The following is a 24,581-nucleotide window of genomic DNA, read 5'->3' as shown; positions in this document are numbered from 1 at the left end:
CTCCATACATAGCGCGTGTCCATCTGCGAAAAACTGGCCCAGTGCCGGACACAGCGCGCGGCTTTACCAGACCTTTCCCACGCCCAAAAGAAACCCGCCCCACCGGCCAACTGCCGCTCAAGAATGACGTGCTGTTCGTCGTACCGATAAACCTCGCGTTCACCGACGGCATTGGTCGCCGACACCAGTCGTCCAGCATCGTCGTAGGCGTAGGAAACGACGTTCTGCTCGGTCACCCACACGAAGGGTTCATGGCCTTTGGCGCGATGAACCTGGTAGTCCACCGCCACAATCCGACCCAGCGCGTAGCGCAAGAGCAAAGAGCGCCCGGCACCGTTATCCAGTCGCTCAATACGCCCCAACCGATCCCGGAAAATGTGCAATCGGTTGGCATACGCATCGCTGATCGCCGTCAGCACGCCGTCGCAAAAGTGATAAAACCGGGAAGACTGGGCCAGTACTAACTCGTCGGGAACAGAGCCCAAATAAATCGCCGCTTCCGCCAGGCTGTTGGTAATCGCCGGCCGAGCCGCCGTCGGCAAGGGCAGGGTGGTCGAGCGATTCTCATGGTCGGTCCACACCACCGAATCGCCCGACACAGAAAGCCTGTGCGCCAGCGCATGACTCCAGCCAAACCCCAACCCGCAATCCACTTCCACCGCACTGGTGCGGTACAAGCGCGTCCACTCGAACGGCAAGATCCCATCCAGCGCGCCGTCGGTCAGGGTCAGCAGTTCCTCGCCGGTGACCATCGACACCGGGCAACCGTGGGTAACGGTCTTGTCCGCAGAAGCCGCTGCATCGCCCTTCGGATTCGAAGCCACGGCAGACACATCATCTACATGCTCTTTCTGCCGCAGCACTGCGTTCTGCCGAGCCTTCCAGCGCATCTGTAGGGTGCCCTGCTTCAGCCCACCGACCACCCCTCGAACCGCCACCGCTTTATAGCGATCCACCGCCTGCATAAACTTGGTCAGAATCGCCAGCATGCTCTGTATGAAGCCAACCGCAGCATCAACAATCCGAGCGCCATACTTGCCCAGCCGCAAGCTCAAATACGCCACACCCGCCGCCGGTAAGGCGATGGTCAGTACCGCGCCAATCACCAGGTCAATCAGCAGCGACACGATCAACCCTGCAGCCACTTGCGCGATCTGGCCCGGCGGCAATGCGTCCAGCCAGACCAACGCGGTGCGCACCAGAAGGAACAGTGCCGCCTCATCACTGGCCAGCAACATCGCGTGTTCCATGATTTTGGGGGCATCGCTGGCGATTTGCGCCAACTTGGCTGCTTGGGCTCCCAAGTGCTCTACGTACTGCAACGGATCTTCAAGGATCGACTGCACCAGCTTTATGCTGTCCCACACCTCACCGATCGCCGCCCTACTGCCCGCCAGTATGCCGCTGCCAATTGCACTGGCCGTGGATTGCTGCCAATGCGGCTTGAAGTCCTTCCACTGATCGCGCAGCCATTGCTCCAGATCTGCTGTCAGCCCGGCATAAGAGGCAAACAAGGCATCCACTTGCTGCGCTGAAACACCGCCTTGAACCCGAACTTGATAGCGCCCGCCGGCGGCGCAATCGTGCGAACCCTCGCCGTGTTCATCGAGCATGATCACCGCTGAACTGCCGTCATCCAGGCGGGTCACCTCAACGGGGATGTCGCCAATCGGTACGTCATACAGCGACTCGAACCTGCTCTGGATCTTAAGCACGCCGCCCACCGGGCAACGAGCCACAGTAGAAAAATCCGCGTCGGTATGGCTCACCGACTGCTGCGAATCCCCGGCCCGCAACACCCGGTCCATCCCCAGCAACGACGGCATATCCGCAGCATGGCTCACCGAATCCAGTGCCCGGGAATACCAGGCACCCATTTGCTGGCGATAAATCGTCAGGCTCTGATGGAAAGTATCCAGCTCATATTCGATCGAGGTGATGTGGGCAGCGTGGGTCATCCATGACGTCTCGGCAGAAGGCAAGGCGTCGGAGTCTGCCGCAGCGAAAGGCGGCTGGATGAGCGGTTTGAAAAATCAGATTGCGCTTACAAAAGGCGGGTAATTTTCGATGTCGACGTGTGCCCCCGGAGCACTTCAGATAGCGACGCTGCTGATTGACGAACAGTGCCTTGAGCGCCTTTCAGCTGGGTTTCAAACGCATTCAAACCGGCTTACATCCGCTGCAACTCGGCGATTTGCGCGGCTAATGTTGAGGCGGTTGTAGATTGGAGTGTTCACGGTTGAATCCTTTTTTATTTGGGCTGGTTGGGCATTGTGTTCAACATGGCCCAGATTAATGGGTGGTTGATGGAGGATAAATCGGGGTGGAGGGAGTCTTACTGCCTACTATTAGGTGACAATAAAAGGCGGAGAAAGTGATCCCCGAAGCGGCATCATGGTTTAATATTCATTCTATAAATACCCTTATAGGGATATATTTTTCATGAAAATAAACCGTCTTCTCGCAGATTGGCCGTCGGGCACGATCGTCACTCAGGCATGGCTTCACGAGCAGGGAGTCGGCCCCAACCTCATTCAGAAATATCAGCAAACAGGCTGGGTAGAGCGTGTGGGCCACGGCGCCTGGAAACGCACCGGCGACAGTGTCGACTGGCACGGCGGTGTTTTCGCATTGCAACAGGGTGCAACGATGCAGACCTGGCCGGGCGGCGCGACGGCGTTGAGCCTGGCCGGTTACAGTCATTACCTGACGTTTGGAAAAGAAACCGTTGATTTATTTGGCACCTCAGGCGCCGTTCTTCCCGGTTGGTTTCGCAAGCATGAATGGGAAGCGCAGATGAACTTCCATCCGGGCGCGCTCTTCACAGGGCTGGAAGATATGGCGTTACAAGTTTTCCAAATACCTTACCGCCAATTCGCGCTAAAAATCTCCACCCCGGAACGTGCGGTGCTCGAGCTTATTCACCAAAGCGCCGACGAGATGCTGTTCAGCGGTGTAGCCGATGTGATGAACGGTCTTACCACGTTGAGCCCCAGGCGCCTGCAGAAGCTGCTTGAAGCGTGCAACTCCATCCGCGTCAAACGTGTGTTCTTTGTGCTGGCGCGCAATGCGGCTCATACCTGGTACGAGCGAATAGACCGTTCCAGCATTGATCCAGGCAAGGGCAAGCGGCAAATCATCCGGGGCGGTCGACTCGATAAAGAGTTCCTTATTACCGTTCCGGAGCGTTTTGCCAATGCCACTTGATCCACGTTATGCCGCTCAGGTTCGTCTGCTGGTGCAGGTCATTCCTTACGTGGCGGCAGAACGATGTTTCGCGCTGAAGGGAGGCACGGCGATTAACCTGTTCGTACGTGACCTGCCTCGATTGTCGGTGGATATAGACCTGGCGTATCTGCCCAGCGCTGATCGTCAGCAGGCATTGGTCGACGCTCGCCAGGCCCTGGAGCGGATTACCGAGGCGATAGGGCGGGGCCTTCCCGGAGCCGTCGCCACCATTCAAGGAAATCGAGACGATGAGCTTCGGATTCTCGTAAGGAACGCCCAGGCCCAAATCAAGATTGAAGTTTCGCCAGTGCTGCGCGGCACCGTCCATCCACCGTTGGCGCGTGACGTAGTGCCGCTGGTCGAGGAAGCGTTCGGATTCGCTTCGATGGCCGTGGTGTCCCTGCCAGACCTGTATGGCGGCAAAATCTGCGCTGCACTGGATCGGCAACATCCCAGAGACCTTTTCGACGTGATGTGGATGCTTCGGGAGCAAGGGCTGACACGTGAAATCTTCGAGGGCTTTCTGGTGTATCTGATCAGCCACAGCCGGCCCATGGCTGAATTGCTTGCGCCCCGCTGGAAGCCATTAGCGGGCGCGTTTCAGGCTGAATTCGCCGGCATGACGCGAGAGCCCGTCACACTTGACCAGTTGGAAGCGACCAGAGAGGCGTTGTTAGCCGCGATCCGCCAACAATTCAGTGAGCAGGATGCCGCCTTCCTGATCTCGATCAAACAGGGAGAGCCTGACTGGACGACGTTGAATCTGCCGGAAATAGATCGTTTGCCTGCCGTGCAATGGAAATTGCATAACGTCAGGCAAATACCTGCTGCAAAACGGGCGGAAGCCGTGGCGAAGCTGGAAGCGGTGATTGAGCAATTGTTGGCAGGGTAGGCATGACGTGAAAAAGCCCGCTTTCATAGCAGGCTTTTCTTAACGCTGGGTTTACTTATTTCTGCTGAGCCGTCAACGCCGCATACCCATTCATCAAATTGCGATAGTTGGGAATACGCTGGGACAACAGATTCCCCAAGCCTTCGATATCGTTACGCCAGTCGCGGTGCAGCTCACACGCCACTGAAAACCAGTTCATCAGCTGCGCACCGGCCTGGGTCATCCGGCTCCAAGCTGCCTGCTGCACCGTGGTATTGAACGTGCCCGACGCATCCGTCACCACAAACACCTCGAACCCTTCCGCCAGCGCCGACAAGGTCGGGAACGCTACGCACACATCCGTCACTACACCGGCAATGATGATCTGCTTACGCCCGGTGGCCTTGATCGCCTTGACGAAGTCTTCGTTGTCCCACGCATTGATCTGGCCTGGGCGAGCGATATACGGCGCGTCCGGGAACATCTCCTTCAACTCCGGCACCAGCGGGCCGTTGGGGCCTTGCTCGAAGCTGGTGGTGAGGATGGTCGGCAGGTTGAAGAACTTGGCCAGGTCGGCGAGGGCCAGTACGTTGTTCTTGAACTCGTTGGGGGAGAAGTCCTGCACCAGGGAGATCAGGCCGGTCTGGTGGTCGACCAGCAGTACGATGGCGTCGTCTTTATTGAGGCGGTTGTAGGTTGGAGTGCTCATGGTTGAATCCTTTTTTGTTTAGGTTGGTTGGGCGTTGTGTTCAACATGGGCACAGATTAATGGGTGGTTGATGAGGGATAAATCGGCTGTGATGAGTCTTACTGTCAACTTGAACAGGACGATGGTTAGTGCAGCAGTCTGTTGCACAAAATCAATGTGAAGAGCGATGGGGGATTTGACTTTGAATGGCCAGCAGGTCCTATCCCTTTCATTTGCAGGACGTTTCCGAGAGAATCCCAACCGCATTGCGCCAGCGGGAATGGGTGACTAGGCTGCGGATTGTCACTGCACATTCAGTGACCGGGTTTAGTCGCCCGGATTCGATTGGCGCATAAGCAATTCATGAGTCAGGCACCCCATCGCCTGCATCTTATGGTGGCTGTGCGCAGGGCACCTCCGGGTGCGCCGGGTTACCAATCGACCGGTCGACTAACCTGCGTACAGCTGCCGCCTTTTGTTTAGTCGCGGAAAGTGGCAGCTCCAAATTATCGATTGGAGTTTTGCTATGGATAACGTTTGTTCGGATTTACCGTCATCAGCTGTGACCAATCCGTTTACCGTCAATGAAGAACTGAGCTTCGAGGACGCCTGGGTGCAGGTGGCTGAGCTGCTGCATTGTGCGCTGGCCACGTCGCAGGTGCTCGGCGAGCCAGTGGCTGCGCCGCAGAGGGCGGTGATGCATTTGGTGGAGATGGCCAGAATGGTGGCCGATCGGGCTGTGGCGTGTTTGCAGGCCCCATGACGCGCAAGGCCGGCAAGTCGCTGAGCGGCCTCTTTTGATCATTCAATTGTCCAGCGGCTGTTGGACAATTGAGCCGAGATTGGCGGGCATTAAAAAGCCGGCTTATGGCCGGCTTCTCTGTGACTGCCTCAGCTTGTTTTTGACAAACCTCACCAGCCTTCAAATCGCTCAGCCCACATTGCGTCGGGCTGAATAGTAGGGGCATCCGCGGGAACTCCTCCGCATCGCCTGGCAGGGCAACAGCTTAAAACCATTCCCTGCCAAATGTGCGGCGCATGATACCCATATTCACCTCAGTTGCCCACCTCCGGTTCCGGTTCAGCGCCTTCCCAGCCCAGCAGGTGGTCATCCAGCGGGACGGGTGGGCGGCGGTTGTTGAGGGTGGACCACCAGAATACCCAGCCGACGATCTGGAAGTTCTGCTCGAAGCGTTCGTCGTAGGTGAGGTATTCGTCCGGGTGTTCACCGGCGTTGTGGCTGCGCATGCGCAAGCCTCCGCCTGGGCGGTTGTAGAGGTATTTGATGCGCAGCATGCCGTCGTGTTCGACGGCGTAGATTTCGCCATCGATGATTTGGGTGCGGCCTCGGTCGATGGCGAGGGTGGCGCCTTGCTGGATGATGTCGATCATGCTGTTGTCGACCATGTAGGCGCCCACGGCGCGGTCGGGTTTTACGTTGAGGGTCTGGAGGGTGTGTTGGGTGACGCGGATGCGTTCGGTTGAGGTGAATGTGGGGTGGAGGGGGATTTCCACGTCGTTGTTTTCCGGGCGGCAGGCGGGGCCTGTGAGGTATTTGCCGATGTCTTCGCGGGCGGGTGCAATCCTTGCGGTGGGGGCTTCCAACAGGTAGTTGGCGGGCGGGTGTTTGGGGCCGCGGCCGTCGCTTAGCCAGCGACTTGAGACGCACAGCAGTTCTGCGATCTCGTTGAGTCGGCCCATGGGGACGCCGCGTTTGAACCAGTTGTTCACGTGCTGAGGCGTGACGCCGCGGTTCTTGGCGAAGTCGGAGGCGGAAAGATGAACTTCCCGTAGTAGCGCTTTTAAACGATCACCTGATGTATTCATGAACACAGAGTTTACTGGCCGGGAAAACCATTCAAATAAACCATGCGTTGATTTGCGCGTGTAGGTTTTTGCTTAGTTGTAGCTTTATTCTTCAGGGTTGCTGGTTAGTTGAACGTCTAAACTTAAGCGCTGAACTTGATGTTTATTTTCCCCACAAAAAAGCCCCGAATAATCGGGGCTTTTTGATTGCCGTGGCAATGAGGCGCGGGTATCAGCCTTTGTAGGCGGCCACCGACTTCATGATCTCGGCGCGGGCGGCTTCTGCGTCGCCCCAACCGTCGATCTTCACCCATTTGCCTTTTTCGAGGTCTTTGTAGTTCTCGAAGAAGTGCTTGATTTGTTCCAGCAGCAGGGGCGGCAGGTCGGTGTATTCCTTCACGTCGACGTACAGCTGGGACAGCTTGTCGTGTGGCACTGCGATGACTTTGGCATCGCCGCCGCCGTCGTCGGTCATGTTCAGGATGCCGACCGGGCGAGCGCGGATGACCGAGCCTGGGGTGACCGGGTAAGGGGTCACGACCAGCACGTCGAGGGGGTCGCCGTCGTCGGCCAGGGTGTTGGGGATAAAACCGTAGTTGGCCGGGTAGAACATTGGGGTGGCCATGAAACGGTCAACGAACAGGCAGTCGCTGTCTTTGTCGATTTCGTATTTGATCGGCGCGTGGTTGGCCGGAATTTCGATGGCGACGTAGATGTCGTTCGGCAGGTCTTTGCCAGCCGGAATCTTGCTGTAGCTCATTGGGCGTTGCCCCCGTTAGTTGGCCATGTGACATGGCCGGATTGGCCTAAAAGTGGCGGCGATTATAGGCATATTCTGACGCCGATGCCATGCGCCAAGCGTCGTACGGTCATTCGCCCTGCGGCTGGTAGCGCGGGTCGCGGGCTTGCAGTTGGGTCAGGCGGGCCAGGGGATCCTGGCGGTAAAAGCGGCTGAGTTGGGCGTACACCTGTGGATAACTATTGACCAGCAAGTCCGGGGCACTGAAGAAATATTCGCTGGTGACGGCAAAGAATTCCGCCGGGTTTTCGGCGGCGTAGGGGTCGATCTCGGTTTCAGCGTCGGGGTTGGCGTCCAGTTGGCGATTGAGGTCGTCAAAGGCGCTCTGCATCACGCCGGCCCAGTCCTGCACGCGCATGTCGTTGTGCAGCGGTGGCAGGCCGTTGGCGTCGCCGTTGAGCATGTCCAGTTTGTGCGCCAGCTCGTGGATGACCAGGTTGTAGCCTTCCCATTGGCCGCTGGCCAGTACCCCGGGCCAGGCGAGTATCACCGGGCCCTGCTGCCAGGCTTCGCCGCTGTGTTCGCCGTCCCACTCGTGCTCCACGCCGCTGGCATCGCGATGGCGCTGCGGGCTGAGAAAGTCGTCGGGGTACAGCACGATTTCATGGAAGCCCTGATACCAGTCGAGGTCGCCCAGGTTCATCAGCGGCAGTTGCGCCTGGGCGGCGAGCAGCAGGCGTTGTTCCTGGTGCAGTTCGACGCCGGGCAGGGCGGTGAGGTGTTTTTCGGCGAGGAACAGCACACAGGCTTCGCGCAGCCACTGGTCTTGCTCGGTTGTGAGGCCGTCGAGGAAGGTCAGGTGGTGGCGCACCCGCTGCCAGGTGTCATCGGCAATCGGGTGCTTGGCCAGCAGGCGCCGGCGACGCCAGGCGCTGAGGGACCACACGGGCGATCAGTGTGGTTTGGCTTCGGAGGAGGTGCGGCCAAAGCGGCTGCGCACCACGCCGATGATCATCGGCACCAGGGACAGCAGGATGATGAACACGACGAGCAACGACAGGTTCTTCTTGATGAACGGCACGTTGCCGAAGAAGTAGCCCAGGGTCACCAGGCCACCGACCCAGAGAATGGTGCCGAGCACGCTGAACCCGAAGAAGCGCGGGTAGGGCATTTTCGCTATGCCGGCGACGAACGGCGCGAAGGTGCGCAGGATCGGCAGGAAGCGCGCCAGGGTCACGGTTTTGCCGCCGTGCTTGTCGTAGAAGTCGTGGGTTTTTTGCAGGTAGTCGCGACGGAAGATTTTCGAGTTCGGGTTGCTGAACAAGCGTTCGCCCACCGTTCGCCCGATCACGTAGTTGGTGCTGTCGCCGAGGATGGCCGCCAGCATCAGCAGGCCGCCCAGCAATACCGGGTCCATGCCGCCGCCTGCGGCCACGGCACCGGCGATGAACAGCAACGAATCGCCCGGCAAAAACGGCATGACCACCAGGCCGGTCTCGCAGAAAATCACCAGGAACAGAATGGCGTAGATCCACGGACCGTAATTGGTTACCAGCATGTCGAGGTAAACATCGAGATGCAGGATAAGGTCAAGCGGGTTGAAATCCATGGATGGCACCTGTGTGAATGGCCCGGCTCAGCAGGCCAGTGCGGGAACGACGGGAAATAAGGCTACACGTGTATGTCGAGATTCTTACAACCCTGAGAGGTGCGCATTATACGGATTGAATAGTGAAAAGCGTGTGGCTTTTGTAGCGGGGAGTGTCGTGAAATTGTGAAGCGGTGGGGCTCGGTTTGAAAATGTGGGAGGGGGCTTGCTCCCGATGGCGGTGGGGCAGGGATAGATTCGTTAACTGACACTCCGCCATCGGGGGCAAGCCCCCTCCCACAGGGGATTTTGGTGTTTGAGGGTCAGTCCTCGCTGATCGGCAGCACGTAGTTCTTGAATTCGGTGTCTTCGCGAAAACCGATGGACTCGTAGGTCTTCTGCGCCACGTCATTATCGCTGCTGGTCGATACCCGCAGCCGCACCGCGTGGGTTTCCTTGGCCATTTTCTTCGCTGTGCGCATCAGGTTATCGGCGACCAGTTGCCGGCGCGCGTCCTCTGCCACATAGATGTCGTTGAGGATCCACACCCGTTTGAGCGACAGCGAAGAGAAGCTTGGATAGAGCTGGCAGAACCCCAGCAGCCGCTTGTCATCATCATCGGCCAGTGCCAGATAGATCACCGATTCCTTGCGGCGCAGGCGCTTTTCCAGGAAGGCCCGCGACGAGTCCGGGAACGGCAGGGCCCCATAGAACTCGCGGTATTTGACGAACAGCGGGGTGAGCAGGTCCAGGTGTTCCAGGGTCGCTTGAGTAATCCGCATGCCAGGCCTCAACTTCCAAATGGGTATGACCACGCGCGCGGTCGTCGCTTGATGCTGCCTAAAGCCACGAAAAAGCGCAATCGTGCGGCGATCAGTCTACGGGTGGGCTGAGCAGGAAATTGCCCTTCATCAAGTCCGGGTCATCTGATTCAATCGTCTGCAACTGCGCCTCGTCCTTGAGATTGACCCCGGACAATTGCCGGCGGCAGGCCTCGCGCATCAGGTACAGCAGGCGATGGGCCGCCATGCCGTAACTCAGGCCTTCCAGGCGCACATTGGAGATGCAGTTGCGGTAGGCGTCGGTGAGGCCGACCTTGGGGTTGTAAGTGAAATACAGCCCCAGGCTGTCCGGCGAACTGAGCCCCGGCCGTTCGCCGATCAGGATCACCACCATTTTGGCGCCGAGCAGTTGCCCGATCTCGTCGGCCACTGCCACACGGCCCTGCTCTACCAGGATCACCGGTGACAAGGACCAGCCTTCAGCGTGGGTCTGTTCTTCCAGGCGTGTCAGAAAGGGCGCGGTGTGTTTATGCACGGCCAGCGCCGACAGGCCATCGGCTACTACGATCGCCAGGTCCATCCCATTCGGATGGGCTGCCGCATAGTCGCGCAGGGTCTGGGCCGATTCATCACTCAAGCGGCGTCCAAGATCGGGGCGTTGCAGGTAGGTATGCCGGTCGGTGGCGGCGCTGTGCAGCAACAGGCTGTCGCGGCCGCGTTCGGCACATTGGCGGCTCAGCGCTTCATGATCGAAGGGCAGGTGCACCGCGTCTCGCGCCTGGGCGTGGGCGAACTGGAAGTCCAGTTGGGCGTTGGTCGGAATGCTGGTGCCGGTGCGGCCCAGGGCAATGCGGGCCGGGGTCAGGCGGCGCAGTTGCAGCCATGGGTTGTCAGGCAATTCTGGTTGCACGGTCGGCTCCTTCATCCCAATTGCGCCAGAGCGTGGCGAAACGCCGGTGGCAGGCTGTTACCAAAGTGCACCTTGCCACCTTTCTGCGTAAAGATGCCCATTTTCGCCAGCCATTGTTCGAACTCCGGCGCCGGTTTCAATCCCAGTGTCTGGCGCGCGTACAGCGCGTCGTGGAATGAGGTGGTCTGGTAATTGAGCATGATGTCGTCGGAGCCGGGGATGCCCATGATGAAATTGATCCCGGCCACGCCGAGCAGGGTCAGCAGGGTGTCCATGTCGTCCTGGTCGGCTTCGGCGTGGTTGGTGTAGCAGATGTCGCAACCCATCGGCACGCCGAGCAACTTGCCGCAGAAGTGGTCTTCGAGACCGGCGCGGATGATCTGTTTACCGTTGTACAGGTACTCGGGGCCGATAAAGCCGACCACGGTGTTGACCAGAAACGGTTTGAAGTGCCGCGCCACCGCGTAGGCGCGGGTTTCACAGGTTTGCTGGTCGACGCCAAAATGCGCGTTGGCCGACAAGGCGCTGCCCTGGCCGGTTTCGAAATACATCAGGTTCTGGCCCAGGGTGCCGCGATTGAGGCTCAGGCCCGCGTCGTAACCTTCCTGCAGCAGGCTCAGGCTGATGCCGAAGCTGGCGTTGGCCGCCTCGGTGCCGGCGATCGACTGGAACACCAGGTCCAGCGGCACGCCACGGTTGATCGCCTCGATGGAGGTGGTGACGTGGGTCAGCACGCAGGCCTGGGTGGGAATGTCGTAGCGCTGGATGATGGCGTCGAGCATCTCCAGCATGGCGCAGATCGAGGCGATGCTGTCGGTGGCCGGGTTGATGCCGATCATCGCGTCGCCGTTGCCGTAGAGCAGGCCGTCGAGAATGCTGGCGGCGATGCCCGCCGGTTCGTCGGTGGGGTGGTTGGGCTGCAGGCGCGTGGACAGCCGCCCGCGCAGGCCGAGGGTGCCGCGAAACCGGGTGACCACGCGGATCTTCTGCGCCACCAGTACCAGGTCCTGCACGCGCATGATTTTGGACACGGCGGCGGCCATTTCCGGTGTCAGCCCCGGTGCCAATAAACGCAGGGACTGTTCGTCAGCCGCGTCGCTGAGCAGCCAGTCGCGCAGGCCGCCGACGGTGAGGTGGCTGACCGGTGCAAACGCCTGTTTATCGTGGGTGTCGATGATCAATCGGGTGACTTCATCGCTCTCGTAAGGAATCAGCGCCTCCTGCAGGAAGTGCTTGAGCGGGATATTCGCCAGCGCCATCTGCGCGGCCACCCGTTCGCCGTCATTTTGTGCGGCAACACCGGCGAGGAAATCCCCGGAACGCGCCGGGCTGGCCTTGGCCATCACATCCTTGAGGCTGTCGAAGCGGTAGGTGTGTGCACCCACCGCGTGGGAAAAGCTTGCCATACAGTGTCTCCTGAATGACGCGGGCGGACCTGGAAACGCCGCCCGCGTCGAGGTTTTCGGCAATCAGTGCAAGGCGGCCTCTGCGGCCTGGATCGCCGCAAACTCTTCTTCCGGCGTGCCTGCTACCAAGTGATGCCGGCTGTAGAAAGCAAAGTAAGCAATTAATACTCCATAGATGATCGCAGCGCCAATCACCACCCGTGGATCCACCAGAAAGCCCGCCACCACGGCCACGCAGGCCAGTACCAGCGCCACGCCCGAGGTGAAGATGCCGCCCGGCGTGCGGTACGGGCGATCCATTTTGGGGCGACGGATGCGCAGGGTGATGTGGGCGGCCATCATCAACACGTAGGAAATGGTCGCGCCGAACACCGCCACCAGAATCAGCAGATCGCCCTGGCCGGTCAGCGACAGGCCAAAGCCGATAATCCCGGGAATCACCAACGCCAGTACCGGTGCCTTGCTCTTGTTGGTCTGGGACAGTTTGCGCGGCAGGTAGCCAGCACGGGACAAGGCGAATATCTGCCGCGAATAGGCATAGATGATCGAGAAAAAGCTGGCGATCAAGCCGGCCAGGCCCACCAGGTTGACGAAGCTGCCCATCCAGGTCGAACCGCCGTAGGCCAATGCCAGGGCTTCCACCAGCGGGTTGCCGGATTTGATCAGCGCGTAAGTGCCCGCACCGCCGGGCGCGATCACCAGGATCAACAGGGCAAAACTGGTCAGCACCACAATCGCGCCGATCAGCCCGCGTGGCAGGTCGCGCTTGGGGTTCTTGGTTTCTTCCGCAGCCAGTGGCACGCCCTCTACCGCGAGGAAAAACCAGATCGCATAGGGGATCGCCGCCCACACGCCAACGTAGCCGAACGGCAGGAAGCTGCTGGCGCCCTTGGCGTCGCTCAGCGGGATATCCAGCAGGTTGGCGACGTTGAAGTGCGGCACCATCGCTACCAGGAACACACCCAGCGCGATGGCCGCGATGGCGGTAATCACGAACATCAACTTCAACGCTTCACCCACGCCAAAGATGTGGATGCCGATAAAGATGATGTAGAACGCCAAATAGATCATCCAGCCGCCAATACCGAACAGCGACTCGCAATACGCGCCGATAAATACCGCGATGGCGGCGGGGGCGATGGCATATTCGATCAGGATCGCCGTGCCCGTCAGGAACCCGCCCCAGGGGCCGAACGCGCTGCGGGCAAAGCCGTAGCCACCGCCGGCGGTGGGGATCATTGAGGACAGTTCGGCCAGGGAAAAGCACATGCACAGGTACATGGTGGCCATCAGCAGTGTGGCGAGGAACATCCCGCCCCAACCGCCCTGGGCCAGGCCGAAGTTCCAGCCGGCGTAGTCGCCGGAGATGACATAGGCGACGCCAAGGCCAACCAGTAACACCCAGCCGGCGGCGCCTTTTTTAAGTTCGCGTTGTTGGAAGTATTGGGAGTCGACTTTTTCGAAGTCGACGGAAGAATTTGTGGGTTCGCTGGGCATGGGAAGTACCTTCCATTCTTATTGTTTTAACTCGGCCTCTGTGTGCCGAATGCGCATCGCAAATACTTATGCAGATCCAAAATGTGGGAGGGGGCTTGCCCCCGATGGCGGTGTATCAATCAATTCAGTGTTGGCTGATCCACTGCAATCAGGGGCAACCCCCCTCCCACCTTTGATTGCATTGCAAAGGTGGGAGGGTGTTGTGGGTTAGAAGAAACCCAGCGGATTAATGTCGTAGCTCACCAGCAAGTTTTTGGTCTGCTGGTAGTGATCCAACATCATCTTGTGCGTCTCGCGCCCTACGCCGGATTTTTTGTAACCGCCAAACGCGGCATGGGCCGGGTACAGGTGGTAGCAGTTGGTCCACACGCGGCCGGCCTTGATCGCGCGGCCCATGCGGTAGGCGCGGTTGATGTCGCGGGTCCACAGGCCGGCGCCCAGGCCGAACTCGGTGTCGTTGGCAATCGCCAGGGCTTCGGCTTCGTCCTTGAAGGTGGTGATGCTCACCACCGGGCCGAAAATTTCTTCCTGGAACACGCGCATTTCGTTGGTGCCCTTGAGCAGGGTCGGCTGGATGTAATAGCCGGTAGCCAGGTCACCGCTGAGCTTCTCCACCTTGCCGCCGGTGAGCAGTTGCGCGCCTTCGCCCTTGGCGATTTCCAGGTAGGACAGGATCTTGTCGAACTGCTGCTCGGACGCCTGGGCGCCGACCATGGTGTCGGTGTCCAGCGGGTCGCCCCGTTTGATCGACTCGACTTTCTTCATGACCACTTTCATGAAGTCGTCGTAGATCGACTCTTCCACCAGCGCGCGGGATGGGCAGGTGCACACTTCGCCCTGGTTGAAGAACGCCAGCACCAGGCCTTCGGCGGCTTTTTCGATGAATTGCGGTTCGGCTTTCATGATGTCGGCGAAGAAAATGTTCGGCGACTTGCCGCCCAGCTCAACCGTGGACGGAATGATGTTCTCGGCCGCCGCATGCATGATGTGCGAACCCACTGGCGTTGAGCCGGTGAACGCGATCTTGGCGATGCGCTTGCTGGTGGCCAGGGCTTCGCCAGCTTCTTTGCCGAAGCCGTGCACGACGTTGAGTACACCGGGCGGCAGCAGGTCGCCGATCAGTTCCATCAGCACGTTGATGCCCAGCGGCGTTTGCTCGGCCGGCTTGAGCACTACGCAGTTACCGGCGGCCAGGGCCGGGGCGAGTTTCCAGGCGGCCATCAGCAAGGGGAAGTTCCACGGGATGATCTGGCCGACCACGCCCAGCGGCTCGTGGAAGTGATAGGCAGCGGTGAGTTCGTTGATTTCGGCGCTGCTGCCTTCCTGGGCGCGAATGCAACCGGCGAAGTAGCGAAAGTGGTCGGCGGCCAGCGGGATGTCGGCGTTGAGGGTTTCGCGCACGGCCTTGCCGTTGTCCCAGGTCTCGGTGATGGCCAGCAGTTCGAGGTTCTGTTCGATGCGGTCGGCGATTTTCAGCAGTACCAGCGAGCGGTCCTGGGCGCTGGTTTTGCCCCAGGCGTCAGCGGCGGCATGGGCGGCGTCCAGCGCCTTGTCGATGTCCTTGGCGGTGGAGCGCGGGAAGTCTGCGATGGGCTTGCCGTTGACCGGCGAAGTGTTGGTGAAGTAATTGCCATCGACCGGCGCAACGAATTCGCCACCGATGTAGTTGCCGTACTTGGCCTTGAACGAAACGATGGCGCCTTCAGTACCGGGGTGTGCATAACGCATGGTGGGCATCTCCTGCTTTTATGTTTATCGGAGTCAGCGCGGCAAGCGCTTTATAAAGCGTAGAGCAAAGGTCGGGCCACTGGGTGCGGGCCAGGTAAATCAAGGGTTTGGTTTTGTTTACACGGCATGACTGTGGCCGGATCGATACAGGCGGGTGACAGTGTGTGCCATAAACGGTACAGCCAGTGACCGATGGGTCGGCTCGGGATTGCAATGGCCGGGTGCCTGGGGGATGCTGGGCGTTCTCACGCAGGGAGAATAATAAGAACATGCACAACGATCATTTCAGTCGCCATGCCCAGCAGGTTCTCACCGTCACCCGTGGGCAAGAGCCGCCTCACGGACCGGGCAGCGACCCGTCCATCGCCCGCTCCTGGTTGCGTTGCCTGGAGGACTACCACCTCGACCCTGCGCTGACCGTCGCCCCCACCGTGCTTGAGCATGGCCGCTTGCTGGAAAGCCGCGAACGCCTGCGCCAGGTCTTGCACATCGCCGGCACCGAAATGAACAGCCTGCACCAGCAGCTCTCGGGCGCGGGCCACGCCGTGCTGCTCACCGATGCGCGCGGGGTGATCCTCAACTGCGTCACCGCGCCCTCCGAACGCAGGATTTTCGAGCGCGCCGGGCTGTGGCTGGGCGCTGATTGGAGCGAAGCCTGCGAAGGCACCAATGGCATCGGCACCTGCCTGGTCGAGCGCCAATCCCTGACCATCCACCGTGACGAGCACTTTCGCGGTCGCCATACCGGGCTGACCTGTTCGGCGAGCCCGGTGTTCGACCCCCATGGTGAGTTGCTGGCGGTATTGGATGTGTCGTCGGCCCGCGAAGCCGTGTCGCGCCAGAGTCAGTTCCACACCATGGCGTTGGTCAACCTGTCGGCCAAGATGATTGAAAGCTGCTACTTTTTGCGCCACTTCGAACAGCACTGGTTGTTGCGCTTTCATCTGCAGGCGGAGTCGGTCGGGTTGTTCAGTGAAGGGCTGTTGGCGTTTGATGGCGAAGGGCGCATCTGTGCGCTCAACCAGAGCGCACTGAACCTGTTGGGGCAGTTGCGTGGCGGCTTGTTGGGCCAGCCGGTAGAAGCGGTTTTCGACTGTTCCCTGGATCAGTTGCTGGGGCGCGCCAGCGCCAACCCCACGGCCGGCTGGCCGTTGCGTACCCGCGATGGCCGCCAGTTGTTCGCGGCGTTACGCGGGCAGGGGCGCCCGGCCCCGACGCCCAGCGCCAAGCCGACTGTTCCCGGCCGTTCGCGCTTGCCCGGCGTCTGCCTGGATGACCCGGCGCTGCGGCTGGCTTTCAGCCAGTCTGTACGGGTGTTCGAGCGTGACGTGCCGTTACTGGTTAATGGGGAAACCGGTTCGGGCAAGGAAGCCTTTGCCAAGGCGGTCCATCTGGCCAGCCAGCGTGCCGACAAACCCTTCGTTGCCCTCAACTGCGCCGCTATCCCGGAAAACCTGATCGAGAGCGAATTGTTCGGCTATCGCGGCGGCAGTTTTACCGGCGCGCGCAAGGAGGGCATGCAAGGCAAGCTGCAGCAGGCCGATGGCGGCACGCTGTTTCTGGACGAGATCGGCGACATGCCCCTGGCCTTGCAGACGCGACTGCTCAGGGTGCTGGAAGACCGCCTGGTGGTGCCGATCGGTGGCGAACCCCGAGCCGTAAATGTCAGGATTATCAGTGCTACCCACCGCAACCTACTGGCCCGGGTAGAGGACGGCGGCTTCCGCGAGGATTTGTATTATCGGCTCAATGGCCTGGAAGTTGCGCTACCGGCGTTGCGTCAGCGCACTGACAAATCACAGCTGCTGGACCTGCTGCTGGTACAGGAAGCCGGTGATCAGGCTGTCTACCTGGAGCCGGCTGCGCGCGAGGCGTTGTTGGCGTTTGCCTGGCCTGGCAACGTCCGACAGTTGCGTACGGTATTGCGCACGCTGGTCGCGCTGTGCGAAAACGGGAAGGTCGCTGCGGAAAATTTACCGCCGATGATCCGTCACGCACCTACTCATGACGCTCCCTCAAGTGTTTCTTCGCTGTCCCCCTTTGAAGAAGCCGAGCGGTCAACCCTGCTGGCCGCGCTGGAGCAACAGCACTGGCATATGAGCCATGCGGCAACGCACTTGGGCGTCAGCCGTAATACGTTGTACCGCAAGTTGCGCAAGTATGAAATTTCACGAGGTTCGGTAGTTTAGCCTACAGTGGTTTTGAAGTTTTACAGGCGCCCTGGTTAATAAGTAAATGGGGGTGTGTAAGTTGTTGGGTTCAGCAATATTATGTCGATTTTAAATGTCGCGTATTTTGCATGTTTGTCCCACTCATTGAGTACATTGAAGCTTCGGTTGTTTAGAAAATTGAACACTGTATTCAGGGTGGATGATGAGTATTCCAACGACGTATACGTACCCAATAACAGCGTCCTTCAGTTCACTGGCTGAACGAGGCGAAGGCCATACAAATCATAGGGGCGGCGCCGCGATTGATAAAGACCACCCTGCGACTGAAACAAGTGAAACGCCTTCAACAAGTCGCGCCGAGGCCGATGCCGAGGTCGCCAGTTCATTCGCCTCCTTATTGCTCGACGGTCGTTATAGAACGTCAGTTCGGCCACCCGATGTGCAGGTCCCGCCGCACTCGACGGTGGCGCGCTGGTATGCCCAACTGGAGAGTGCATTCAAAAGCGAAGGGTTTTCAGCCTGGGCTAACAAGCAGGGGCTGGATACGCGCTATCTGACGCTGATTCCTGCGCGCGGGGAAATAAAAGGTTATGTAGACGGTCGGCCCAAAACCTTTTATTTGTCAGACGATTCAGGCTGGTCTGATGTTTCCCGCACGCTCCTGGCCCTGGGCAGGGTATTCGCCCCCGAACACGGTCAAGCGGTGCGATACCCAGGGAGCGGTCAGGGCGGCGTGTCGATGCCGCTGGTCGCGCAATTCTACAAGGCGCCTGATCTTTTTGACGGCGGCCAAGCCAGCGTTCGCCGCAAACAGTTCACGGATAATCCCGGCTTCAATCTGGATGAGCGTCACCTGTCGACCCACTCCGACGCGGCGCTGGCGGCGCATCGGCAGGCGCTGGGCGATGAGGCCAATCGGCACAGGCTGATGAGCGCATTGAACGCTTTGGTCGATGACGCTGAGGGGCGTGTCGACCTGGAGCAGAGCAACGTGCCCATCGATCCTCGCTCTGCATTGTTTGATCGAGAGCCGGGCAAAACGTTGAGCCTTGCCCGGATGCTCAAGCTGGAAGGCTACAAAATGCCCGCGAACAGTGCCCAGGCTCATGCGTTGGCCTCGGCACTGTCCTTTGACCTGGCACACAGGGCGCCGGGCGTGGACTCAGGTGGCGTAAGGCACATCGGGCAGGGGCTGTCGTCTACTTCGCTGCGCAAGATGGGAAAGCTTGTAAAGGCGCAGATCGCGCCAGGTACGGCGAACGAGCCTGGAACGGACAGCCTCTTGAGTCGCTTGATCAGTCATCTTCCAGCCAACCTCAGAAAGGCCATGGCTGATTATCCGTCAATCGCCCTCGACCAGCTCCTGCGCACACCCGAGGCCCTGCGGCTGGGCAAGTTGATTCGGGAGGTGCTCAAGGTTGTCGACACCCCCACGAGCGCGATTGAAAGTCTTGGCGTGGCCCTGGTCCAGGAACTCGATCCTGGCTTGGGCAAGTCGCGGTTCAACCTGGCGGGCTACAACCTGTATAGCGTTGATAACGCGGGCGCGTCTTCGGCAGAGATCGTCAAGCGCTTTACGGCGCACCTCGCCGGCCGGGTCGGCAACGAGGCCGCCGCTGTCGCCGCACGGGTTTTATTATCGGCGGCAGCCCCTGAGTTTGTGGTGAAAGACATCCCGCCCAATTTGGTCTACGGCTCCCACACCTGGGCGAATTTTTGTATAGAGGTGGCGCGCATAGAGCAGCAAGTGCCTGGCGCGACCGCAAACATGACCTTCAGCCAGGTGATGGCTTTCGGTAATACGCCGCCGGTGTCCACCGAGGATGAGGATCAACTGAAGTTCGCCGCACGCGATTCGATCATTGCCTGGGGCATTGCCAACCGTGTTATCGACACCAGCCCGACGCACACTTATTCGGATGCGCAGGCCGAGCAGGCGCAACAGGCACTCAACAAGCAGCAAAAAGAACTTCGTTGGGCGAGTAATGCCATGAAAACGCCGCCGACGACACGACGGGAATTGGCGCTGGCAGAGTTGAAACGGGTATTTCCGGACGTGGACCCGACGCTCGAGGTGATGCAGCAGGCCTCCGTGAAGCATAAGCCGATATCGTTGTTGGATATTTATATGACGGGGCCCATTCAACCGGACTATTGGATATCCAAGGATGAGCAGCGTTTTCCCTATGAGCGTTTGAAGTCGCGTCTGTCTGAATTGACCCCTGACATCAATAAAGTGTTTAAAGCGAAATTTCAGGAGTATCGCAAGGTTCAGGAAAGTGCCTGGGCTATCCAGTTCAAATATCAGCTGTCACTGCTGCCCATGGCGGACAGGGTGCGTATCAGCCAATCGGACGTCAGTTTTTTTGAGGTGTCCCGCGCCTATACCAAGAGCGGGCCTTGTACCTCCGGGTTGTTCACCCCCAGGGAATGCCTGCCTCCAACGCCCACGGCGCAGGAACTTGAAGCGCTCAAGGGCAGGCACGGGTTGTTGATGAAAGTGGTGGAGCCTGACGGCACTGTCAGCGCCTACAGTTACTTTCCCGCCGAAGGCAAGATCGTCAAGGAAGACGGCTTTCCGGGCGGGCGGATCGACCTGGATGATCGCTCCTATTTTGGAGGGGGGAACGAAGGTTACATTCCGGGTTTGCCGCATACCTACAAGCAATATGGGCTAACGGATAAAACGCGCGATCCTGCACCGGATGGGAAAAACCAGGGTGACTACTTTTCTGATAAATCGGCTGCACTCGCGCACCTGGCGGGTGGTTATTTCACCAAGGACTACGGCGGCCTGCAGAAGGCGGCGGCGGGCGTCACCGAGATTGAAAAAGGGCGTGCTTACGACGAAGAACTGAAGGGTTTTTTTCTGAGCCTCGTGCCTTTTTATGACGGTATTCAGGACGCTATCAAAGGTGATGTAGGCGGGGCGATATTCAATCTCGGCTTCGACATTCTCGGCTTTGTCATTCCCGGTGCGAATGCCGCGCGCAAAGCCGCCAAGGCGGGCAGAGGTGTTCTGAATACAATTAAAAGCGCTGTCGTGGCGGGTGTGGGGGCGTCCGTAGGTTATACCGACTCAGTCGATATTGCGAAGAACTTAAATAAAGGCGCACGCGCCGGTTATAAGGATACGAAGTACCTGATTGAAAAGGGTCACGATGTGTTGTCACGTTTGAGAGGCCATTACGGAAGTTATGATGTTACTAAAATCTATAAGGAGGGCGATATTGTAAAAGGGTTTTTTCACGCAGCTGAGGACAATGTATGGCGACCTGCCGTGGCCGTCTTCAAGAAAGGCGCCTGGTATGCCTATAACGTTGTCACTAAAACGCCGTTCGGTGTTCAGTTGGCACAATTTGGTGCGGTGAGTTCATTGCAACGCTGATACACGGACGTGTTCAGATAGCCACGATTTTCCATTGTTTAATATTCATTCGACAGGGAGCGCGAATGCTTTGTATCTATCCTGACTAAGGTGAATGACGATGAAACGTTCAACAACAATAACAACGGCGTTACTTCCTGTCCGCACTTCGATTGTATTCAAAGGGCGTATCAATCATAAAAAATCGTATCGAACGATAAAATGTTCAAAAGTAGGTGAGGTCATTGGCGGCCTTCTGAGGGGCGCTTCCAGAGAGAGTATGCCGAGCCCGACACGGGTTGACGCGCCCAACCTCGCAGGCACTACACGCAGTGGCGTGGAAACAGGCTACCAAAAGTTCGATCAAGGCTTTGTGGACGCCAAAGTGAACGGGTTCGACGGCCCAGGGCACGCCAGTGGCACCCGGCAGGCGGGAGACGCCGCCTCAGGCGCCGGGCAAACGCCCGAAATGGCCGCGTATGTCGAAAAACAGCGAAAAGCCTGGCAAGCCTCCAGGGATGCGCACATCCGCGACCAGCTGTTCGGCCAGCCCAGTCCGGGCCGTGTCAATGGGCAGGATGTCGAGCCTTTTTCTGCGCGAACCCTTGAAGAGAATGCCAAGACGGCGGTCAAGGCCAAAGAGACCGCGCTGCCGCCGACCAACACGACCCTGCTCAAGACCGCAGCGATCACGACGGCGATCAGCGTACCTGTGACCTCGATCGGCATGATCGTTGTCGGGAGTGTCAACGAAGCGCTCAAGCCACTGATCAATCCGGCGCCTGCACCCGTGACACCGGAAAGCATCGAAGAAGGGCGGCTCGTCGAGTACGCGCAGAACGCAACTTTTCTGTTGGTCAACACCTTGTCGACACTGCGTGGAGAGCGGCTTGTCGGGCCGAACCTGCAATGGGTGATGCAAACCAGGGACGAGCGCCTCGACTCGCTTGAGGCCATGATTGGCTATGTCGAGAGGGAGCTGGGCAAAGAGGCCAAGGCCCGGAAAATTGATTTTCAACCGGCGTCCACGGGGCCTGAAAAAGATGACATCAAGGCGCGTGTGATCGATTTGGAGAGCCGCATGGCCGCGCTTTCTGCCTTGCTGGGGACCATGAGCATCACACCCGCGCCTAAGTCCAATACGCCAGTTTCGCCGATAGGGAACGGTTTGCAGCGGTTGCTGACCATCCAATAGCCCTGGTGGCCGGCGCCACGCCAACCCAGCCTGCGCGCCCGTCGTATCGCCGCGACGGGTGTTTCGCCCTCAGCTAAAGCGTGCGAACTTTCCCACCCTACGCTAACCTGCCTCGATGTTTACGAGGTCAACTATGCACATTCATATTCTGGGTATCTGCGGCACGTTCATGGGTTCGATGGCGGTTCTGGCCAAAGAGCTGGGCCATCACGTCACTGGCTCCGATGCCAATGTTTATCCACCGATGAGCACGCAATTGCAGGCGCAGGGGATTGAACTGACCCAGGGTTACGACCCTTCGCAGTTCGACCCGGTGCCGGATCTGGTGGTGATTGGCAATGCCATGTCGCGCGGCAACCCGGCGGTCGAATACGTGCTGAATAAAGGCTTGCCTTACGTTTCAGGCCCCCAGTGGCTGGCCGATCACGTGCTGCAGGGCCGCTGGGTATTGGCCGTCGCCGGCACCCACGGCAAGACCACCACCAGCAGCATGCTGGCCTGGGTGCTGGAGCACGCGGGCATGAGCCCGGGTTTTCTGATCGGCGGCGTTCCGCAGAATTTCTCGGTGTCGGCGCGCCTGGGCGACACGCCGTTTTTCGTGATTGAGGCCGATGAATACGACAGCGCCTTTTTCGACAAGCGCTCCAAGTTCGTCCACTACCGTCCGCGCACGGCGATCCTGAACAACCTGGAGTTCGATCACGCCGACATCTTCCCCGATCTGCCGGCCATTGAGCGGCAATTCCATCATCTGGTGCGCACCATTCCCAGCGAAGGCCTGGTGATCCATCCGACCACCGAGCCGGCGTTGCAGCGTGTGATCGACATGGGCTGCTGGACCCCGGTGCAAACCACTGGCGTCGGCGGGCAATGGCAGGTCAAGTTGCTCAGTGACGACGGTTCGCGGTTTGAAGTGCTGTTCGAAGGCGTGGGCCAAGGCGTGGTCGATTGGGGTATGACCGGTCAGCATAACGTCGCCAATGCCCTGGTGACCCTGGCGGCTGCGCGGCATGTGGGCGTGACGCCGGCCGTAGGTATCGCCGCATTGAGCGCATTCAAAAGCGTGAAGCGGCGCATGGAAAAGGTCGCCGACGTGAACGGGATTACCATCTACGACGACTTTGCCCACCACCCCACGGCAATTGCCACCACCCTGGATGGCCTGCGCAAACGCGTCGGTGATGCGCAAATCATTGCCATCGTCGAGCCGCGCTCCAATTCCATGAAGCTGGGGGCGCACCGCGATGGCCTGCCTGAAAGCGTGAATGATGCCGACCAAGTGGTGTGGTATTCGCCCGCCAACCTCGGCTGGGACCTGCCGGCTATCGCCGCACTGTGCACCGTGCCTTCGAAGGTATGCGACTCGCTGGAGGGCATCATCGAGCACGTCAAACACGTGGCCAGGCCGGGCACCCACGTGGTGATCATGAGCAATGGCGGCTTCGGCGGCTTGCACGGCAAGCTGGCTGAGGCGCTCCAATGAGCGGCCCGGAACGTGTCACCCTGGCGATGACCGGCGCGTCCGGTGCGCCGTATGGCCTGCGCCTGCTCGATTGCCTGGTGCGTGAAGACCGTGAGGTGCACTTTCTGATCTCCAAGGCGGCGCAGTTGGTGCTGGCGACCGAGACCGACGTGGAGCTGCCGGCCAAGGTGCAGATGATGCAAGCCTTCCTCACCGAATACACCGGCGCGGCGGCGGGGCAGATCAAGGTGTACGGCAAAGAGGACTGGATGTCGCCGGTCGCTTCCGGCTCCGGTGCGCCGGCGGCGATGGTGGTGGTGCCATGCTCCACCGGCACCCTGTCGGCGATTGCCACCGGCGCGTGCAACAACTTGATCGAGCGCGCGGCGGACGTCACCTTGAAGGAGCGGCGCCAGTTGATCCTGGTGCCACGCGAGGCGCCTTATTCCAGCATTCACCTGGAGCACATGCTCAAGTTGTCGAACCTGGGGGTGACCATTTTGCCCGCATCGCCGGGTTTCTATCATCAGCCGCAAACCATCGATGACCTGGTGGACTTTGTGGTGGCGCGTATTCTCAACCTGCTTAATATCCCCCAGGACATGCTGCCGCGGTGGGGCGAGCATCACTTGAGTGGCGATGAATAAGGCGCTGTTGCTGGTGCTGGCGCTGCAGCTGACCGGCTGCGCCACCGCGCGTACGCTGGATGCGGCGCAACCGGGCGCGCCAGTGGTGTACGCCGGGACCCGGCTGGATATGTACGCGATCAACGGCGGCTGCTGTGCCAGGGACAGGTTTGGCGCCGAGGCCCCCACCTATCCCCATATCGACCTGCCCGCCAGTGCGTTGCTCGATACGCTGCTGTTGCCACTGTCGTTGTTGACCGTGCTGGGCGTCGGCTTCAACGCCACCGGCGGCCTGTAACGCAATTCTCAACAACACCATAAAACCAATGTGGGAGGGGCGGTGCGACGATTCGACTTGCCCTCGATGGCGGCCTCTGGGCTGGCCGGGATGTTGGATTGGACCGAGTACATATCCGTTTCTGCGGTCACGGCTGCTATGGGTTCCGCCCTTACGGCGGCTCACTTTTGAAAAGCGCAAAAGTAAGCAAAACGCTCTTGCCCCACCACTCGGCACCTC

At 59.5% G+C, this 24,581-nt stretch carries 20 protein-coding genes; 9 read left to right on the top strand and 11 right to left on the bottom strand.

The genetic code is table 11. The features are described 5' to 3' along the window. Window positions 1–1,958: RHS repeat domain-containing protein (locus BFP96_RS18405; protein ID WP_256549119.1), on the bottom strand; the 1,958-nt coding region annotated here is incomplete at its 3' end. A 484-nt stretch (window positions 1,959–2,442) separates the two neighbouring features. Between BFP96_RS18405 and BFP96_RS18400 the strand changes: the two genes are divergently transcribed. Then, window positions 2,443–3,207: a type IV toxin-antitoxin system AbiEi family antitoxin gene (locus BFP96_RS18400; protein WP_065936766.1), complete on the top strand. Its 765-nt coding sequence runs from the start codon at window positions 2,443–2,445 to the stop codon at window positions 3,205–3,207. Beyond that, the gene (locus BFP96_RS18395; RefSeq protein WP_065936765.1) at window positions 3,197–4,120 is read left to right on the top strand and encodes a nucleotidyl transferase AbiEii/AbiGii toxin family protein; all 924 of its coding nucleotides are present in this window, start codon (window positions 3,197–3,199) and stop codon (window positions 4,118–4,120) included. The genes BFP96_RS18400 and BFP96_RS18395 overlap by 11 nt, the downstream gene beginning before the upstream one ends. A 55-nt stretch (window positions 4,121–4,175) precedes the next feature. Here BFP96_RS18395 and ycaC read toward each other — a convergent pair whose 3' ends face one another. Further along, entirely contained in the window at window positions 4,176–4,808 is a 633-nt protein-coding gene (ycaC, locus tag BFP96_RS18390) for an isochorismate family cysteine hydrolase YcaC (protein ID WP_057724871.1), read from the bottom strand. 505 nt (window positions 4,809–5,313) lie between these two features. Here ycaC and BFP96_RS18385 point away from each other — a divergent pair. After that, window positions 5,314–5,550 carry a hypothetical protein gene (locus BFP96_RS18385; protein WP_065895149.1) on the top strand — a complete coding sequence of 79 codons (237 nt, stop codon included), beginning with the start codon at window positions 5,314–5,316 and terminating at the stop codon, window positions 5,548–5,550. 293 nt (window positions 5,551–5,843) lie between these two features. Here the strand turns inward: BFP96_RS18385 and BFP96_RS18380 are convergent, their stop codons facing one another. From BFP96_RS18380 to BFP96_RS18340, 9 genes are all read right to left on the bottom strand, one after another. Next, window positions 5,844–6,614: a LexA family transcriptional regulator gene (locus BFP96_RS18380; RefSeq protein ID WP_065886816.1), complete on the bottom strand. Its 771-nt coding sequence runs from the start codon at window positions 6,612–6,614 to the stop codon at window positions 5,844–5,846. Window positions 6,615–6,825: 211 nt separating this feature from the next. Beyond that, window positions 6,826–7,353, bottom strand: a complete 528-nt coding sequence (ppa, locus tag BFP96_RS18375) for an inorganic diphosphatase (protein WP_049711351.1) — start codon at window positions 7,351–7,353, stop codon at window positions 6,826–6,828. A 109-nt stretch (window positions 7,354–7,462) separates the two neighbouring features. After that, window positions 7,463–8,278 carry a M90 family metallopeptidase gene (locus BFP96_RS18370; RefSeq protein WP_065936764.1) on the bottom strand — a complete coding sequence of 272 codons (816 nt, stop codon included), beginning with the start codon at window positions 8,276–8,278 and terminating at the stop codon, window positions 7,463–7,465. 6 nt (window positions 8,279–8,284) lie between these two features. Continuing rightward, the gene (locus BFP96_RS18365; protein WP_065886818.1) at window positions 8,285–8,941 is read right to left on the bottom strand and encodes a DedA family protein; all 657 of its coding nucleotides are present in this window, start codon (window positions 8,939–8,941) and stop codon (window positions 8,285–8,287) included. Between the two features lie 302 nt (window positions 8,942–9,243). Further along, window positions 9,244–9,702 carry a GNAT family N-acetyltransferase gene (locus BFP96_RS18360; protein ID WP_056861944.1) on the bottom strand — a complete coding sequence of 153 codons (459 nt, stop codon included), beginning with the start codon at window positions 9,700–9,702 and terminating at the stop codon, window positions 9,244–9,246. Window positions 9,703–9,793: 91 nt separating this feature from the next. Further along, on the bottom strand, window positions 9,794–10,627 hold the full coding sequence (gene eutC / locus BFP96_RS18355; RefSeq protein ID WP_065895151.1) for an ethanolamine ammonia-lyase subunit EutC: 834 nt from the start codon (window positions 10,625–10,627) through the stop codon (window positions 9,794–9,796). Next, window positions 10,624–12,018, bottom strand: coding sequence for an ethanolamine ammonia-lyase subunit EutB (locus BFP96_RS18350; protein WP_065895152.1), 1,395 nt, complete (start codon window positions 12,016–12,018; stop codon window positions 10,624–10,626). The genes eutC and BFP96_RS18350 overlap by 4 nt, the downstream gene beginning before the upstream one ends. A 63-nt stretch (window positions 12,019–12,081) precedes the next feature. Next, window positions 12,082–13,515 carry an ethanolamine permease gene (eat, locus tag BFP96_RS18345; RefSeq protein WP_065895153.1) on the bottom strand — a complete coding sequence of 478 codons (1,434 nt, stop codon included), beginning with the start codon at window positions 13,513–13,515 and terminating at the stop codon, window positions 12,082–12,084. A 207-nt stretch (window positions 13,516–13,722) separates the two neighbouring features. Next, entirely contained in the window at window positions 13,723–15,243 is a 1,521-nt protein-coding gene (locus BFP96_RS18340) for an acetaldehyde dehydrogenase ExaC (protein WP_065895154.1), read from the bottom strand. Between the two features lie 269 nt (window positions 15,244–15,512). Here BFP96_RS18340 and BFP96_RS18335 point away from each other — a divergent pair, with 269 nt between their 5' ends. The 6 genes from BFP96_RS18335 (at window position 15,513) to BFP96_RS18310 (ending at window position 24,362) form a co-directional block, all read left to right on the top strand. Further along, window positions 15,513–17,432 (top strand): sigma-54-dependent Fis family transcriptional regulator, encoded by a 1,920-nt coding sequence (locus BFP96_RS18335; RefSeq protein ID WP_065936763.1) that lies wholly within the window; start codon window positions 15,513–15,515, stop codon window positions 17,430–17,432. Window positions 17,433–17,616: 184 nt separating this feature from the next. Beyond that, entirely contained in the window at window positions 17,617–20,802 is a 3,186-nt protein-coding gene (locus tag BFP96_RS18330) for a hypothetical protein (RefSeq protein WP_139113422.1), read from the top strand. Window positions 20,803–20,902: 100 nt separating this feature from the next. Next, window positions 20,903–21,976, top strand: a complete 1,074-nt coding sequence (locus tag BFP96_RS18325; RefSeq protein WP_139113421.1) for a hypothetical protein — start codon at window positions 20,903–20,905, stop codon at window positions 21,974–21,976. Between the two features lie 133 nt (window positions 21,977–22,109). Continuing rightward, entirely contained in the window at window positions 22,110–23,459 is a 1,350-nt protein-coding gene (gene mpl, locus BFP96_RS18320; protein ID WP_065936760.1) for a UDP-N-acetylmuramate:L-alanyl-gamma-D-glutamyl-meso-diaminopimelate ligase, read from the top strand. Further along, the gene (gene ubiX / locus BFP96_RS18315) at window positions 23,456–24,085 is read left to right on the top strand and encodes a flavin prenyltransferase UbiX (RefSeq protein WP_065936759.1); all 630 of its coding nucleotides are present in this window, start codon (window positions 23,456–23,458) and stop codon (window positions 24,083–24,085) included. The genes mpl and ubiX overlap by 4 nt, the downstream gene beginning before the upstream one ends. Then, the gene (locus BFP96_RS18310) at window positions 24,078–24,362 is read left to right on the top strand and encodes a YceK/YidQ family lipoprotein (RefSeq protein ID WP_065936758.1); all 285 of its coding nucleotides are present in this window, start codon (window positions 24,078–24,080) and stop codon (window positions 24,360–24,362) included. The genes ubiX and BFP96_RS18310 overlap by 8 nt, the downstream gene beginning before the upstream one ends. The last annotated feature ends 219 nt before the right edge of the window (window positions 24,363–24,581 follow it).

Origin of the sequence: Pseudomonas sp. 34 E 7 (assembly GCF_900005715.1) — a bacterium.
In the GTDB taxonomy this organism is placed as follows: Bacteria; Pseudomonadota; Gammaproteobacteria; order Pseudomonadales; family Pseudomonadaceae; genus Aquipseudomonas; species Aquipseudomonas orientalis_A.
The sequence above is the reverse complement of the archived record's forward strand: the minus strand, read 5'-3'. Positions and strand labels throughout refer to the sequence as shown.